This is a genomic window from Mesorhizobium sp. UC74_2, from assembly GCF_042701485.1.
Lineage (GTDB): Bacteria > Pseudomonadota > Alphaproteobacteria > Rhizobiales > Rhizobiaceae > Mesorhizobium.
In genome coordinates, this window is the sequence record NZ_CP170562.1 from 2268300 (window position 1) to 2284440 (window position 16141).

15 protein-coding genes and 1 tRNA gene are annotated in these 16141 nt (G+C 61.3%); 4 read left to right on the forward strand and 12 right to left on the reverse strand.

What is annotated here, in order from left to right; translation table 11 throughout:
- Positions 1-5: 5 nt before the first annotated feature.
- Positions 6-95, reverse strand: a tRNA-Ser gene (locus tag ACFJIU_RS11010).
- 245 nt (positions 96-340) lie between these two features.
- Between ACFJIU_RS11010 and ACFJIU_RS11015 the strand changes: the two genes are divergently transcribed.
- A complete protein-coding gene (locus ACFJIU_RS11015) occupies positions 341-1027 on the forward strand; it encodes a TerC family protein (protein WP_379071129.1) in 687 nt (228 codons plus the stop codon).
- A gap of 161 nt (positions 1028-1188) precedes the next feature.
- Entirely contained in the window at positions 1189-2505 is a 1317-nt protein-coding gene (gene rimO, locus ACFJIU_RS11020; RefSeq protein ID WP_379071132.1) for a 30S ribosomal protein S12 methylthiotransferase RimO, read from the forward strand.
- A 91-nt stretch (positions 2506-2596) separates the two neighbouring features.
- On the opposite strand, the gene ACFJIU_RS11025 is transcribed toward rimO, so the two are convergent.
- The 8 genes from ACFJIU_RS11025 to ACFJIU_RS11060 all read right to left on the reverse strand — a co-directional run bounded on the left by ACFJIU_RS11025 (position 2597) and on the right by ACFJIU_RS11060 (position 10753).
- On the reverse strand, positions 2597-3664 hold the full coding sequence (locus ACFJIU_RS11025) for a BMP family ABC transporter substrate-binding protein (protein WP_326892048.1): 1068 nt from the start codon (positions 3662-3664) through the stop codon (positions 2597-2599).
- 50 nt (positions 3665-3714) lie between these two features.
- Positions 3715-4635 (reverse strand): ABC transporter permease, encoded by a 921-nt coding sequence (locus ACFJIU_RS11030; protein ID WP_379071135.1) that lies wholly within the window; start codon positions 4633-4635, stop codon positions 3715-3717.
- Between the two features lies 1 nt (position 4636).
- A complete protein-coding gene (locus ACFJIU_RS11035; protein WP_379071138.1) occupies positions 4637-5752 on the reverse strand; it encodes an ABC transporter permease in 1116 nt (371 codons plus the stop codon).
- Positions 5749-7323, reverse strand: a complete 1575-nt coding sequence (locus ACFJIU_RS11040) for an ABC transporter ATP-binding protein (RefSeq protein ID WP_379071141.1) — start codon at positions 7321-7323, stop codon at positions 5749-5751. Before ACFJIU_RS11040 ends, ACFJIU_RS11035 begins: the two co-directional genes overlap by 4 nt.
- Before the next feature lie 121 nt (positions 7324-7444).
- A complete protein-coding gene (locus ACFJIU_RS11045) occupies positions 7445-8422 on the reverse strand; it encodes a quinone oxidoreductase family protein (RefSeq protein WP_379071144.1) in 978 nt (325 codons plus the stop codon).
- Between the two features lie 2 nt (positions 8423-8424).
- A complete protein-coding gene (pcsA, locus tag ACFJIU_RS11050) occupies positions 8425-9192 on the reverse strand; it encodes a phosphatidylcholine synthase (RefSeq protein WP_379073045.1) in 768 nt (255 codons plus the stop codon).
- Between the two features lie 35 nt (positions 9193-9227).
- Positions 9228-9842, reverse strand: coding sequence for a DUF1326 domain-containing protein (locus tag ACFJIU_RS11055; RefSeq protein WP_379071147.1), 615 nt, complete (start codon positions 9840-9842; stop codon positions 9228-9230).
- Between the two features lie 17 nt (positions 9843-9859).
- The gene (locus ACFJIU_RS11060; RefSeq protein ID WP_379071150.1) at positions 9860-10753 is read right to left on the reverse strand and encodes a DUF2182 domain-containing protein; all 894 of its coding nucleotides are present in this window, start codon (positions 10751-10753) and stop codon (positions 9860-9862) included.
- 220 nt (positions 10754-10973) lie between these two features.
- Here ACFJIU_RS11060 and ACFJIU_RS11065 point away from each other — a divergent pair, with 220 nt between their 5' ends.
- Positions 10974-12182, forward strand: coding sequence for a UbiH/UbiF family hydroxylase (locus ACFJIU_RS11065; RefSeq protein WP_379071153.1), 1209 nt, complete (start codon positions 10974-10976; stop codon positions 12180-12182).
- On the opposite strand, the gene ACFJIU_RS11070 is transcribed toward ACFJIU_RS11065, so the two are convergent.
- On the reverse strand, positions 12159-13121 hold the full coding sequence (locus ACFJIU_RS11070; protein WP_379071156.1) for an AEC family transporter: 963 nt from the start codon (positions 13119-13121) through the stop codon (positions 12159-12161). The genes ACFJIU_RS11065 and ACFJIU_RS11070 overlap by 24 nt on opposite strands.
- 121 nt (positions 13122-13242) lie before the next feature.
- On the opposite strand from ACFJIU_RS11070, the gene hspQ reads away from it, so the two are divergent.
- Positions 13243-13566 (forward strand): heat shock protein HspQ, encoded by a 324-nt coding sequence (gene hspQ, locus ACFJIU_RS11075; protein ID WP_180882864.1) that lies wholly within the window; start codon positions 13243-13245, stop codon positions 13564-13566.
- Positions 13567-13650: 84 nt separating this feature from the next.
- On the opposite strand, the gene aspS is transcribed toward hspQ, so the two are convergent.
- A complete protein-coding gene (gene aspS, locus ACFJIU_RS11080) occupies positions 13651-15441 on the reverse strand; it encodes an aspartate--tRNA ligase (RefSeq protein WP_379071160.1) in 1791 nt (596 codons plus the stop codon).
- A 169-nt stretch (positions 15442-15610) separates the two neighbouring features.
- Entirely contained in the window at positions 15611-16027 is a 417-nt protein-coding gene (locus tag ACFJIU_RS11085; protein ID WP_379071163.1) for a GNAT family N-acetyltransferase, read from the reverse strand.
- Positions 16028-16141 lie beyond the last annotated feature (114 nt).

The window sequence follows — 16141 nt, forward strand, 5'->3', positions numbered from 1 at the left end:
GGAAATGGCGGAGGGAGTGGGATTCGAACCCACGGTGACATCGCTGCCACGCCGGTTTTCAAGACCGGTGCCTTAAACCGCTCGGCCATCCCTCCACTGCCCGGTAGACAAAAGGCGACCGCCTTGCCGTGCCGAACCAGTCGGAACCGGCTTTAGCGCTTTCCTGTTCCCAGCGTCAACGGCATCGACGCCATCATCGCGATTGTCGGTGGTTGCAGGGCAATTAAGTAGTGGCTGAAGTGCGGTCTTTCCACGGCCTTTCCGCGCCTGGAACTTGACGCCACAGGTCGATGCTCGTAGGGCCAGATTCATGAACCCCCGATGAGGAGCGCTTCCATCGATGGAAATCTTCACCGCAGCAGGTTTGTCGGCTCTTCTCCAGGTCATCGCCATTGACCTCGTCCTGGCCGGCGACAACGCAATCGTCATTGGCCTAGCTGCGGCCGGCTTGCCTAAGGATCAGCGCAAGAAGGCAATCCTCGTCGGCATCGGCGCCGCCACGGTGCTGCGCATCATTTTCGCCCTGATCACTCAATGGTTGCTTGCCATCGGCCCGATGCTGCTCATCGCCGGTGGCCTGTTGCTGCTGTGGGTGTGCTGGAAGATGTGGCGCGAGCTGAGCGTCACGCACGAGGAAGAACACGAGGCCACGGAGGCCCTCGACGATATCGACAGTGCAAAAACCTCGTCCGGCCCCGCGCGCAAAACCTTTGCGCAGGCCGCCTGGCAGATCGTCATCGCTGACGTTTCGATGTCGCTGGACAATGTGCTTGCCGTCGCTGGTGCTGCGATGGAGCACCCGACGGTGCTGATCATCGGGCTTGCCTTGTCGATCGCGTTGATGGGTTTTGCCGCGTCCTTCGTCGCCCGCTTGCTGCATCGCTATCGCTGGATCGCCTATATCGGCCTGGTCATCATCCTCTACGTCGCACTGAAGATGCTTCTCGATGGTGCGGTCGAACAATTCCCTGAACACTTCCAGTTCCTTACGCCGTGGTTTGGCAAGGCGGTCGGCGCCGCGCATTAAGCCGACCAAGACTGGTCGCCAGGCAGGTGCGGTTTGCTTGCTCCCGGAACTATGCTATTGCGCCGCTGAATTGAGCGCCGCTTAAGGCGCCCCAACTGAAAACCAGAGATTTCCGGGCCGGCCCTTCAAGGGTTCCGGCCCGCGTCCATTGGAACGCCACGATGACCGCAGCGCCCCGTATCAGTTTCGTCAGCCTCGGGTGCCCGAAGGCACTCGTCGATTCCGAGCGCATCCTGACGCGGTTGCGCGCGGAAGGTTATGAGATATCGCGCAAGCATGACGGTGCCGACCTCGTCGTGGTCAACACGTGTGGCTTCCTCGATTCCGCGCGGGACGAATCCCTCAATGCCATCGGCACTGCGCTGAAGGAGAACGGTAAGGTCATCGTCACGGGGTGCATGGGCGCGACGCCCGAACTGATCCGCGAAAAGCATCCGAATGTCTTCGCCATCACCGGCCCGCAGGCTTATGAGAGCGTAATGGCGGCGGTGCATGAAGCTGCCCCGCCGGCACATGACCCGTTCACCGATCTGGTGCCGCCGCAGGGCGTCAAGCTGACGCCGCGCCACTACGCCTATCTCAAGATTTCCGAAGGCTGCAACAACCGGTGCACCTTCTGCATCATTCCCGACCTGCGCGGCGATCTCGTGTCGCGCCCGGCCGCAGATGTGTTGCGCGAAGCCGAAAAACTCGCCGCCGCAGGCGTCAAGGAACTGCTCGTCATCTCGCAGGACACCAGCGCCTATGGGGTGGATATCAAATATGCCAGCAGCCCGTGGAAGGATCGCGAGGTCCGCGCCAAGTTCCTGGACCTGTCGCAGGAACTGGGTGAACTCGGCATCTGGGTGCGCATGCACTACGTCTACCCCTACCCGCATGTCGCGGACGTCATTCCGCTGATGGCCGAGGGCAAGATCCTGCCCTATCTCGACATTCCCTTCCAGCACGCCTCGCCGCAGGTCTTGAAGAACATGCGCCGGCCCGCCCATGGCGAAAAGACGCTGGATCGCATCCGTTCGTGGCGCGAGGCCTGCCCGGATCTCGCCATCCGCTCGACCTTCATTGTCGGATTTCCCGGCGAGACCGAACAAGACTTCGAAATGCTGCTCGACTGGCTGGACGAAGCCAGGATCGACCGGGCCGGCTGCTTCAAATACGAGCCGGTGAAGGGCGCGCGCTCCAACGATCTTGGCCTCGAACAGGTCCCGGATGACGTCAAGGAGGCGCGCTGGCACCGCTTCATGCAGCGCCAGCAGAAGATCTCTGCCGCACAGTTGCAGAAGAAGGTCGGCAAGCGCCTGCCCGTCATCATCGATGAAGCGAGTGGCGCCGTCGCCAAGGGCCGTACCAAATATGACGCGCCGGAGATCGATGGTTCTGTGCACATCCAGTCGCGTCGGCCGCTGCGTGTCGGCGATATCGTCACCGTCAAGGTCGATCGCGCCGATGCCTATGACCTGCACGGCATGGCCGTCTGATCCGCTGGGCGGGCTGCGCAGAGCGCAGTCGTTCGGCTGAATGAAAAAGGGCGCCCTGAGGCGCCCTTTTCTGTTCCCGCAAGTCGCTTGCTTACTGCGGCAGCTTGTCGTCCACGCCCTTGACGTAGAAGTTCATGCCCAGCAGCGTCTTGTCGTCGGCAACTTCGCCATCCTTCAGCCAGGCCGAACCGTCCTGCTTGGCAACCGGACCGGTGAAGGGGTTCCAGCCGTCGGCGATCTTCTTCTGGGTGGCTTCCGCCATCGCCTTCACGTCATCCGGCATGTTGGTGTAGGGCGCCATGAAGACCGCTCCAGCCTTGATGCCTTCCCAGCGATCCTCCGGCTTCCATGTGCCGTCCAGAGCCTTTTCGACGCGTTCGATGTAATACGGACCCCAATCGTCGACGATCGCGGTGTACTGCGACTTCGGTGCGAACTTGATCATGTCCGAAGCCTGACCGAAACCATGCAGGCCGCGTTCCTGCGCCACTTGCAGCGGCGCGGTGGAATCGGTGTGCTGGACGATGATGTCCGCGCCCTGGTCGAACAGTGCCTTGGCGGCATCGGCTTCCTTGCCCGGGTCGAACCAGGAGTTCACCCAGACGATCTTGGCCTTGAAGTTCGGATTGATCGACTGCGCGCCAAGCATGAAGGAATTGATGCCCATGACCACTTCCGGGATCGGGAAGGAGACAATGTAGCCGGCGACGCCGCTCTTGGACTGCTTGGCAGCGATCTGACCGAGGATGTAGCGGCCCTCATAGAAGCGGGCATTGTAGATGCCGAGATTCGGACCGGTCTTGAAGCCTGTGGCGTGTTCGAACTTGATGTCCGGGAACTTGTTGGCGACCTTCACTTCGGCATCCATGAAACCGAACGAGGTACCGAAGATGAGCTTGCAGCCCTGGCGCGCCAGGCGTTCGAAAGCGCGCTCGGCATCCGGGCCTTCGGCGACGTTTTCGAGATAGGCGGTCTCGACCTTGTCACCCAGCTTCTTCTCGACCGCAAGGCGGCCCTGGTCGTGCTGGTAGGAGTAGCCGAAGTCGCCCACAGGTCCGACATAGACCCAGCAGGCCTTGAATTTGTCCGCAGCTTCAGCGGAGACGGCAACGGACATCGCCGCCGCCGACGTCATCAGGGCAATCAGTAGTTTTTTCATGATGTTACCTCTCTGGATTAACCTTGCTATGCTGGTCTTTTTCTATGTTGTCAACGATCCGGAACGAAAGCCTGGCCGAGCGATGCGGGGGTGTTCATCATGGTGAGACGCTTGTTGCGCGAGATGATGACGAGCACCATGATGGTGGCGAGATAGGGCAGCGATGACAGGAACTGCGACGGGATCGGTATGCCGAAGGCCTGCGCATGCAGCTGGCCGATCCAGACCGCACCGAAGATGTAGGCGCCAGCGAGCACGCGCAGTGGCCGCCAGGACGAAAACACCACCAGGGCCAGCGCGATCCAGCCGCGGCCGGCCGTCATGTTCTCCACCCACTGCGGTGTATAGACCAGCGACAGGTGGCCGCCGGCAAGACCGGCGCAGGCTCCGCCGAACATCACTGCCAGATAACGATATCTGATGACCTGGATGCCCAGCGCATGGGCCGAGGTGTGACTGTCGCCGATCGAGCGCAAGGTGAGTCCGGTGCGGGTCTTGAACAGGAACCAGGATACGCCGAACACCAGCGCGATCGAGATATAGAAGATCGGGTCCTGGCCGAACAGCAACTTGCCGACCACCGGCAGGTCAGTCAGCACCGGAATGTAGAGATTTGGCAGGCGTTCGCCCGGCAGGCCGACGAAGCTGGTGCCAAGCATGCCGGACAGTCCAAGTCCGAGAAGGGTCAGTGACAGGCCGGTCGCGACCTGGTTGGTGGCAAGCGACAGCGTCATCACCGCGAACAGCAGCGAGAACAGCGCGCCGACCACGACGGCCGCAAGGAGGCCGATCCAGGGCGAGCCGGTCAGCAGACCGGCACCAAAACCGGCGACAGCGCCCATCACCATCATGCCTTCGACACCGAGGTTCAGGACGCCGGAGCGCTCGACCACCAGTTCACCGATAGCCGCGATCAGCAGCGGCGTAGCTGCCGTGGCGATCGTCAGGAGAATGCTGACAGTGATATCCATGTCAGTGAGCCTCTTCCAGTTTCGGCGAAGCGTCGATTTTGGGGGCTGGTGCCAGGCCGACAAGCCGGATGCGATAGTGGATCAGCGTGTCGCAGCCCAGCACGAAGAACAACAGCATGCCCTGGAAGACACGCGCCACCTTGTCGGAGATGCCGAGCACGCTCTGCGCCGCCTCTCCGCCGAGATAGGTCAGGCCGAGCACCAGGCCTGCGGCGACGATGCCCAGCGGATTCAAACGGCCAAGAAAGGCGACGATGATGGCCGTGAAGCCGTAGCCCGGAGAAATCGAGGGCTGCAACTGGCCGATAGCGCCGGAAACCTCCGAGATGCCGGCAAGCCCCGCGAGGGCGCCCGAGAGCATGAAGGCGAAAAAGACCATGCGATTGAACGAGAAGCCGGCGAACCGCCCTGCCCGCGGACTTGAGCCCAGCACGCGGATTTCAAAGCCTTTCAGCATGCGGCTCATCAGGATCCAGACCAGGACCGCAGCGACAAGCGCGAAGACGAAGCCCAGATTGGCTCGGCCGGACATCGGCATCAACTCAGGCAACGCGGCTGACGGGTTGAACTGCACGGTCTGCGGGAAGTTGAAACCCTTGGGGTCGCGCCAGGGCCCACGCACCAGCCAGTCGAGGAAAAGCTGTGCGACATAGACCAGCATCAGGCTGGTCAGGATCTCATTGGTGTTGAACCGGGTCTTCAGGAATGCAGGGATCGCGGCATAGGCCGCACCGCCGATCATGCCCATCAGGAGCATGAGCGGCAGCACGAACGGGCCCTGCAAATCCGGATAGAGCACGGGTATGGCGGACCCCACGATCGCACCGAAGACGAACTGGCCCTCGGCACCGATGTTCCAGATGTTGGAGCGGAAACAGACGGACAAGCCGACGGCGATCAGGATCAGCGGAGCTGCCTTGATCGCCAGCTCGTGCAGTTGCCACACTTCGGTGATCGGAGAAACGAAGTAGGTGTAGAAGGCCGTGAGCGGATTGATGCCGAGCAGCGCGAAAAGGATCGCGCCTGCCACTATAGTCAATCCGAAGGCGATGAAGGGCGATAGCGCCGAAAACAGCACGGAGCGTTGCGGGCGCTTGACGAGTTCCAGGCGCATCACGCGGTCTCCAGTCTATGCTCGACGTGACCGGGTTCGGCGCCGCCCATCAGCAGGCCGATCCTTTCGAAGGTCGCTTCCGCGATCGGGATAGGCTTGGACAGTTCGCCATTGTGCATCACCGCGATGGCATCGGAGATCTCGAACAGTTCGTCGAGATCCTGGCTGATGACCAGAACGGCCGAACCGCCACGCGCCAGTTCGATCAAGGCCTGGCGGATGTGGGCGGCGGCACCGGCATCGACACCCCAGGTCGGCTGGTTGACGACCATCACCGTCGGCTGGCGATCCAGCTCCCTGCCGACAATGAATTTCTGCAGGTTGCCGCCTGAAAGCGCGGCAGCTTCGGGATCGGGCGCGCTCTTGCGCACGTCCATGAACTTGATGATGCGCTGTGCTGCTTCATAGACCGCACCGTCCTTGACCATGCCGCCCGAACCGACAAATGCCTTGCCGTCGGTCGCATAGCGCGAGAGCAGCAGATTTTCCGAAAGCTTCATGCGCGGTGCCGCGCCGTGGCCCAGTCGCTCTTCCGGCACAAAGGCGGCCCCCAGCAGACGACGCCCGGTGATGCCAAGCTTGCCGGCGTCCTTGCCGCGAATGCGCACGGCATCGGCACTCGTTTGCTGCGCTTCGCCGGACAATGCCTCGAACAGTTCACCCTGGCCGTTGCCTGCAACGCCGGCGATGCCGAGGATCTCGCCAGCCTTCACGGAAAGCCAGATGTTCTTCAGCGGCATGGAGAACGGTCCGGCGGGCTTTCGGCTCAAGCCGCAGACGCTGAGCAGTTCCTGCGCGCCATCGAGCGTGATCGGTGTCCGTTCGGCAGCCTTCACCTCGTTGCCGACCATCATGCGGGCGAGCGACGAAGCCGTTTCCTCGCGCGGGTTGCAATGGCCGACAACCTTGCCGTGGCGCAGAACCGTTGCCCGGTCGCACAGGCGTTTCACCTCTTCCAGGCGATGCGAGATGTACAGGATCGACTTGCCTTCGGCGCGCAGCCTTTCAAGCGTTTCGAACAGCTTGTCGGCTTCCTGCGGCGTGAGCACGGAGGTCGGCTCGTCGAGGATGATCAGTTGCGGTGCCTGCAGCAGGCAGCGGATGATCTCGATGCGCTGGCGCTCGCCGACGGAAAGGTCTCCGACAAGCGAGTCCGGATCGAGCGGCAGTCCATAGGAGTAGGACAGCGCCCGGGCCCTCGCCGCGATCGAGCCGATCGGGGCGCCATCGTCGAGCGAGAGCGCAATGTTTTCTGCTGCGGTAAGCGCTTCAAACAATGAAAAATGCTGGAATACCATGCCGATGCCGAGCTTTTTTGCCACGCTCGGGCTGGTCATCCTGACCGGCTGTCCGTCCCAGCGGATTTCTCCGGAATGGGGTTCCAGTGATCCGAACAGCATCTTCACCAGCGTCGACTTGCCAGCACCATTCTCGCCGAGGAGCGCGTGGATCTCGCCTTTCTGGATGGTGAGGTCGATGTGGTCGCACGCCGTCAGCGTGCCGAATACCTTCGTCAACCCGCGAACCTCGAGCAGGCTCGTGGCGGCTTCTTGTGCACTCACAGTGCCTCCCATTCGGTTTTCCCGAATATGTTCTGTGTTCCCGCGATCATCGTAGGCAGCAGCGACTTAACTCCGATAGCGGCACGCAAATTGAAAGAGCTTCAAGAATTTCAGCAAAACGCCGGTTGAAGGCTCATGGAACAAGCACAGTCGTTCCCGTCGTCTTGCGTCCTTCAAGGTCGGCCTGGGCTCTGCCGGCATCTTTCAAGGCATAAGTCTGGTTGATCTTGATTTCGACAATGCCCTTCGCCACCACGTCGAACAACGCCTTGGCCGAAGCTTCGAGATCTTCGCGTCTGGCATTGTAGACAAACAGTGTCGGTCGAGTGGCAAACAGCGAGCCCTTCTGGGACAGGAGCGCGATGTTGAAGGGCGGGATCGGCCCGGATGACTGGCCGAAGCTGACGAAGGTGCCAAGCGGGCGCAGACAGTCCAGCGAGCCTGGAAAAGTGTCCTTGCCGACGGAGTCATAGACCACATCACATTTGCGGCCATCGGTCAGCCGGGCCACTTCGGCGACGAAGTCCTGCGTCCCGTAGTCGATGACGTGGTCATAGCCGTGTGCCTTGGCGAGGTCGGCCTTTTCCCTGGAACTTGCAGTGCCGATCACTGTGGCACCGAGATGCTTGGCCCATTGCCCGAGGATCAGCCCGACGCCGCCGGCGGCGGCATGATAGAGGATCGTATCGCCCTGACCGACCTTGAAAGTGCGCCGCAGCAGGTATTCGGCCGTCATGCCCTTCAGCATCATGCCGGCAGCCTGCTCGTCGCTGATATCATCCGGGATCTTCACCACACGGTCGGCGGCGATCACGCGCTGTTCGGAATAGGCACCGATGTTGATCGCGTAGGCGATGCGGTCGCCTGGCTTGAGCCCACTGACGCCTTCGCCCAGTTCCAGCACCACACCGGCAGCTTCGCCACCAGGAATCAACGGGAGACCATTCGGGGCCGGATAGAGCCCGGTGCGAAAGTAGACATCGATGAAGTTGAGACCGATCGCCGTGTGCCTGACAAGGATCTGGCCGGGGCCTGGCCGACCCGGATCGGCGTCTTCATAGACCAGGGCTTCGGGACCGCCATGGGCGTGGATGCGGATAGCTTTGCTCATCTTCACACTTTCCTGGCGCCAAGGTTCGGGAAGAACTGCATGACGCCGCCGATACAGAACAGGTAGATGCCGGTGATGCTGATGCCGATCTTGGTGAAAAGGCTGACCTGTTCGCCCAGGACACCGATCTGATTGTAGAAACTGGCGAGGGCCGACTGCGCCAGAGCCAGCGCGCCGAAAGCGCACCAGAGCAGCGTAACGGTCAGGTTCACGGGCCGCAGCCGCACGACACGGACCGGGTGCAGGAAATTGATCGGCACGAAGGTGAGGACGCCGGCGATCACCACCACGGCGAAGGACACCCATTGCCCTGGTTCAATGACAAACAGCGTGAAGACCACCATGTTCCACACCACCGGGAACCCCTTGAAGAAGTTCTCCTTCGTCTTCATGCCGGTATCGGCATAATAGATCGCGCTGGACACCACGATGATTGCCGCCGACAGGAATGAAAGCCCCTCGCCCATGAAGCCGCGCTGATACAAGGCGAAGGCCGGGATCAGGACATAAGTCACGTAGTCGATGATGTTGTCGAGCAGTTCGCCCGACCAGGTCGGCAGAATTTCCTTCACCTCCAGCTTGCGCGCGATCGGTCCGTCGATGCCATCGACGAACAGGGCAAGGCCGAGCCACCAGAACATCGCTGTCCAGCGTTCCTCGCTTGCCGCCACCAGCGACAGGAAGGCCAGGAACGAGCCGGATGCGGTGAGCAGGTGGACGGAGAACGCCCTCGCTTGTGGCCACGTCACCTTCTTCTTCGGGCGCGGGATACGCTCGGCGAGCTTTTTCGCAGTTGTTTTCTTCGTCACGGGCCCCGCCAATCCAGCTTGCAGATCTCGGCCGAGCGGCCAGCGAAATTCCAGTTGCGGCCAAAGGCACGCATGCGGCTCTTGTCGGACTTCGCGACGATAATCTCCGGCGCGATCCAGTATTCCGAGTTGCTGATCACCGTGTCCTTGCCGCGTGCCTTGCCGGGAACCGGCGTTATGGCGCCATCGATGATCTTCGGAATCTGGAAGATGCGCGTGCGATCCTGCGTCTCATAGCTGATCGGCACCTGTTCGACGCCGAGGAACTTCCCCACCAGGATCGACAAAAGCGAGGTCGTGCCGCCGGCCTTGCCGGTGAAAATACGCGTCACCGCCTTGACCGCGTGGATCGATGCCCGCTTGTCGATGAACAGCCCGGCGGTCCAGTTGCCGCGGCTCATGTAGCCCGGGATTTCCATGATCAGCCCGAGATTCAGCCCGGAAAGATCGACTTCGCCGAAATGACCGGCATCGATTCGAAAACCCGCCCAGGTCTGGCAATAACCTTCCGTTGGCGGATGGTTGCCGAGCGACAGCACGCAAGGGCAAAAAACCGTGCAATTGCAGGAGAGTACAAGCTCGCCCTTCATTGCCCAGCTGTGGTCGGTCATTGCCTCGTGTCCCTCTGTCACAGGGACACTAATAGCAGGGCGCCGGACCATACAAGCAGTATCGTTCCGGCGATCCGGCTGGGCAGGCGGCCATTCACTTGTTTTTCGAGGATGGCAAACAGTCCGAGCAGCACCATCCAGAACAAATTCATGATGCCGACGGCGAACATCACCAGCATCAGTGCCCAGCAGCAGCCAAGACACCATATTCCCTGCTCAAGCCCCAGACGGAATATGCGCCAGGGCTTGTCGCTCCAGCGGGCGAAAAGAATGGAAAACGGCCGGCGGCATTTCTTGAGGCAGGCTTCTTTCAATCCACTGAATTGATAGAGGCCGGCGACGGCGAGCAACAAGGCGGCGACGATGCCGTTGGCGGGGCCAAACGTCTGCCGGTCGGGGTCTGCCATCTGCAACCCCAGCGTCAGGGCAGCAAAACCTGCCGACGCCGCCAGCCAGACCGCCAGATAGCCGGCCACCAGGATCGAGGGATGCACCACCGGTTCACCCTTGATGCGGGCGGTATCGGCGATTTCGCAATAGGTGCGCATCATCGGGGCCGCCGAAGGCAGCATGGTCGCCACCGCCATCAAGCACCACATCAGGATCAAGGCGGCGAATTGACCGGCGGAAGCGGCCTGGAATGGAGCCGGCCCGACGCACAATGCCATGAAACGCGCAAGGAAATCGGGCAGCGGTACTGCCGGCAGATCCTGCAGCAGGCCACCACCTGGAACTGCACCGGCAAATCCGGCTTGTACATTGCGGACCGCCATCGCGGCGAGCAGAAGCCACGCCAGTAGAACAGCACCAGCAAAGGCCGGCAGGACCAGGAAAAACGGCCTCGTGCCGACACCGGCAATGGTTCGCCCGACGCGGTCGAGATGGCTGAAATCGTCGCTCTGGCCGGTCACAGAGCGTTTCCGGTTTCACGGAAACGCGGAAACTCTCTCTCTTTCCTTGTTCTCACGCAATTCCGGACGGAAAACCGTTTCACACTTTTTCTAGAATTGCTCATAGGCTGAATCGCCACGTTGATCATGCAAGTACGGCTGCACTATATGCATTGTTCATGGCAGGTCGACCGCCACCGGACACTCTCCGATCCGCCAGCAGAGAACACAGCGAGTGCCGATGTCAGACTCCAATGCCCATATCATCGTTGCCGGCACTGGTCCGGCTGGCCTGATCGCGGCTCTTGGTTTTGCCCATGCCGGTTTTCCGGTGTCACTCGTCGGGCCAGACGCCAATGTCTCCGATGGCCGCACGACTGCGCTGATGAACCCCGCGCTGAAAGTACTCGACAGGATCGGGATTCTTGACGAATTGCGAGCTGTGGCTGCTCCGCTCAAAATCATGCGCATCGTCGATGCCACGCGACGCCTCATCCGCAGTCCGGTCGTCACCTTCCGCGCAAGCGAGATCGACGAGGAGCAATTCGGCCTGAACTTTCCAAACAATGTGCTCAATCCGACGCTGGCCAAGGCGGTTGAAGCCTCGCCCGGGATTGAATGGCGCAAGTCCCTGATCGCCGGCTGGTCTCTTGAAAAGGATGCTGCAACAGCACTGCTCGCTGACGGCACTTCCGTTTCCGGCGCCCTTGCCGTTGCCGCCGACGGCCGCCTGTCGCCGGCGCGTGAAGCCGCCGGCATAACGACCGCGAGGCGCACTTATCCGCAGGCTGCGCTCGTGCTGAATTTCTCCCATCGTGTCGAGCATGATTTCGTTTCGACTGAATTCCATACTGAGACGGGCCCGTGCACGCAGGTTCCCCTGCCCGGGAACCGATCGAGCCTGGTCTGGGTGGTCGAGCCGGAAATGGCCGAGGAGTTGGCGGCGCTCGATGATGCTGTACTCTCGGTCAAGGTCGAGGAACGCATGCAGTCGATGCTCGGCCGTGTCAGTGTCGAGCCTGGCCGACAGATCTATCCGCTCTCGGCTGCCACGCCGCTGCGTTTCGCCGCAAGACGTATCGCACTGGTTGGCGAAGCCGCACATGTCTTCCCACCCATCGGCGCACAAGGGCTCAACCTTGGCATTCGGGATATCGACGATCTCATCGACGTTGCATCGAAACATCGGGACGACCCTGGTGCCGTCGCGGCGCTCGCTGCCTACGATTTCAAGCGTCGGCCCGACATCCTGGCCAGAAGCGGCGCCGTCAATCTGCTCAACATGTCATTGCTTTCAGACATGCTGCCCGCGCAGATGGCGCGCAGCGCGGGACTTGGCCTGCTTGGTGGTTTTGCGCCGCTGCGAGCTTTTTTCATGCGCGAGGGGCTTCGCCCCGGCAGCGGGTTCGCGGCGATAGCCGGCGGATTAAGGGAACAGGTCCGGCGGTAGGATGCCGTTGCGGATCAGATAAAGCAGCCCCGTCACGGTAAACACCGACAGGCAGGTGGTGATCAGTACGCTGGCTGAAGCGCGCTGCACCCACACCCCATATTGCTGGGCGATGACGAAGACGTTGGTTGCCGTCGGCAAGGCAGCCAGGAGCACCGCTGAAAACAGCCAGGCCGGCGAGAAATTGCCGACGGCGCTCAACACCACGTAGCAGAGCAGCGGGTGCACTATGAGCTTGAGCAGCGCGATCGGCAGCATTTCGGCCGGGACACGGTTCAAGGGCCGCAATGCCAGTGTCACCCCCATCGCAAACAGCGCGCAGGGAGCGGCCGCGTTCGACAGATAGACGAGCAGCCTTTCCGCCGGCAGCGGTGGTCGAAACTGGAAATAAGCGGCAGCGACGCCGATTGCCGTAGCGATGATGAAAGGGTGAAGGACGATCTTGCGGATGACATCCAGGATCAGCTCGGGCGCAGGCCTCTTTTCGCCGCCGGACAGCGCCATCATCATCGGCGCAACGGCGAAGTGGATGATGTTCTCGAAACAGAAGATGAGCGCTACCGGTACCGCCGCTTGTTCGCCGAAGGCGAGCAGCGCCAGGCCGGGGCCCATGTAGCCGATGTTGCCATAGGCCGCGGCCAGCGCCTTGATGGTCGATTGAGCGATCTCGCCGCGTGACAGGATGACGGAAGCGGCGAACATCAGGGAAAAGACGACATAGGTCGAAAAGACAGAGCCGAGGATGAAGTTCCATTCGGTCAGCTTCTCGAACGGGGTCTTGGCGAGAAGCTGGAAAAACAGCGCCGGCAAAGCGACGTAGACGATGAAGGTGTTCATCCATCCCAGCGCCTCCGACGGCTGCCTGGTCAGGCGCGCCACCAGAAAACCCAGGAAGATCAATCCGAAGAACGGCAGGACCAGACCGATGACTTCCGACATGCCGTTCCCCGACGATTCTCAGCCCGGCCTATAGGCTGATCGGAGGAGGTGCAAGCTTGGCAGGATTGAATTGCGATGGTTCCTGCGCCAAATAACAATGGAAAGTTGTGTGGTGAGTGTGATGAAAACAGCCAGATTCTCGATCGGACAGGTGGTTCGCCACCGGCTGTTTCCGTTTCGCGGCATTATCTTCGATGTCGACCCGCAATTCGCCAACACCGAAGAGTGGTATGAATCGATCCCCGCGGAAGTCAGGCCGCGCAAGGATCAGCCTTTCTATCATCTGCTGGCCGAGAATTCGGAGACCGAGTACATCGCCTATGTCTCGGAGCAGAATCTGCTCGAAGACGATTCCGGGGAGCCCGTGCGGCACCCGCAGATCAACGAGCTGTTCGACAAGACCGCGGACGGGCGCTACGAGCCCAAACATCACTCCAGGCACTGACCCGTCAAAACGCTGGTTTCGGCACGCCAAAAAAGGGCTCCGGATTTCGGAGCCCTTTTGATCGGTTGGTTGCGCGGTGGCTGATCAGGCGTCCTTCTTCTGCGGCGTTACGCGCAGTTCGAGTTCGCGCAACTGCGTCAGCGTCGCCGGGCTCGGTGCTCCCATCAGCAGGTCCTGCGCCTGCTGGTTCATCGGGAAAAGCGAGATCTCGCGCAGGTTCTTGGCGCCGACCAGAAGCATGATGATGCGGTCGATGCCAAACGCCGCACCGCCATGCGGCGGCGCGCCATACTGGAAGGCGCGATAGAGTCCGCCGAAGCGATCTTCCACGTCCTGCTGGCTCAGCCCCACCTTTTCGAAGGCCGCCACCATCGTCTCAGGCGACTGGTTGCGGATCGAACCGGAAGCGATCTCGAAGCCGTTGCAGACGGCGTCGTACTGGAAGGCCTTGATGGTGAGCGGATCCTGGTTCTTCAGCGCCTCCAGGCCGCCTTGCGGCATCGAGAACGGGTTGTGCGCGAAGTCTACTTTCTTCTCGTCCTCATTCCACTCGAAGAACGGGAAGTCGACGATCCAGCACAGCTCGAAGCGGTCGCGATCGACAAGGTTCAGCTCCTCGCCGGCACGGGTGCGTGCCTCGCCGGCAAATTTGTAGAACTTGTCCGGCTCGCCAGCGACGAAGAAGCAGGCGTCGCCGTCATCCAGGCCGAGCTGGGTGCGGATCGCCTCGGTGCGCTCCTCGCCGATGTTCTTGGCGAGCGGGCCGGCGCCTTCGAGCTTGTCGGCTTCCTTGCGCCAGAAGATATAGCCAAGGCCGGGCTGACCCTGCTGCTGCGCCCAGGCGTTCATGCGGTCGCAGAACGCACGCGAACCGCCCGTCTTGGCCGGGATAGCCCAGACCTGAACCTTCGGGTTCGAAGCGATCATGTTGGCGAAGACCTTGAAGCCGGAACCATCGAAATGGCTCGTCACCTGCTCCATGACGATGGGGTTGCGCAGGTCGGGCTTGTCGGAGCCGTATTTGCGGATCGCCTCTTCGTAGGGGATACGCGGCCATTCCTTGGTCACCGGCTTGCCTTCGGCGAACTGTTCGAACACCGAGGTCATCAGCGGCGCCATGGTGTTCCAGACGTCTTCCTGGGTGACGAAGCTCATCTCCAGGTCGAGCTGGTAGAATTCGCCTGGCAGGCGGTCGGCGCGCGGATCCTCGTCGCGGAAACAGGGCGCGATCTGGAAGTAGCGATCGAAACCCGCCACCATCAGCAGCTGTTTGTACTGCTGCGGTGCCTGCGGCAGCGCGTAGAAATTGCCCGGATGGATACGGCTCGGCACCAGGAAGTCGCGTGCACCTTCCGGGGAAGAGGCCGTCAGGATCGGCGTCGAGTACTCGGCGAAGCCGGCGGCCGTCATCTCACGGCGCATCGCCGCAATGACCTGCGTGCGCTTGACGATGTTCTTGTGCAGCGTGTCGCGACGCAGATCGAGGAAACGGTACTTCAGGCGCACGTCCTCAGGGTAATCCGGCTCGCCGAACACCGGCAGCGGCAGTTCCTTGGCAGCCGAAAGCACTTCGATCTCTCGCGCGAAGATCTCGATCTCGCCGGTCGGCAGGTTGGAGTTCACGGTTTCCGCGGTGCGTGCCTTCACGTCGCCGTCGACGCGGATCACCCATTCACCACGCACGGTCTCCGCCGCCTTGAAGGCTGGCGAATCCGGGTCGGCGACGATCTGGGTCAGGCCGTAGTGATCGCGCAGGTCGATGAACAGCAGGCCGCCATGATCTCGTACGCGATGGACCCAGCCGGAGAGCCGGACATTCTGGCCGACATCCGACTTCCTGAGGGCTGCACAGGTGTGGCTGCGGTAACGATGCATAGGACTGCCATTCCAAGATTTCAGGGGTTCAAGCAAACGGGGCGGCGCAGTGCGCGCCATGCCCGAAAATTGGCGCGAAAAGCGCATGCAAGCCGGCTTTTGTCAAGGTGAACGCGATAACTGAAGGACTATCCCGTCGCACCGGTCGTTTTGCCGGAGCTGCGGCTGCTCAGAATTGCTTCTTCAGCCAGATGGTGGCGTGTCCCGGTGGATAGTCGTCGATACGACCGAACTCCTGGAAGCCGTGCCGCTTGTAGAACTCCGGTGCCTGGAAGGAAAAAGTCTCGAGATATGCGCCGAGGCAGCCATGTTCGCGCGCGATGGCCTCTGCCTTGCCAAGCAACCGGCTGCCAAGGCCGCCCTTGCGGTTGACGGGGCTGACCCACAGCCAATCGACGAACATCCAGGAATATTCGATGTGGCCCTTGAGGCCACCCAGGACGCTGCCATCGTCATCGCGCGCCAAGATCCAGACCTGTTCATGGTTGTACGGTCCGCCTTTCGCGACATTGTATTCGTCCAGCCCCTCGCCGATCATATCGGCGATCTCCTCATCGACTTCCGCGCTTACGGTCAACGTCGCCATTTGGACACCTGAGATTTCGCTTGAACAAAGGCTGGCAGGACTGCGCGCAGAACACCTTTTCTGGTTCTGTTTCACAGCAATGTTTGCGATTCCCACTCAGCGGTTTCAAATCTG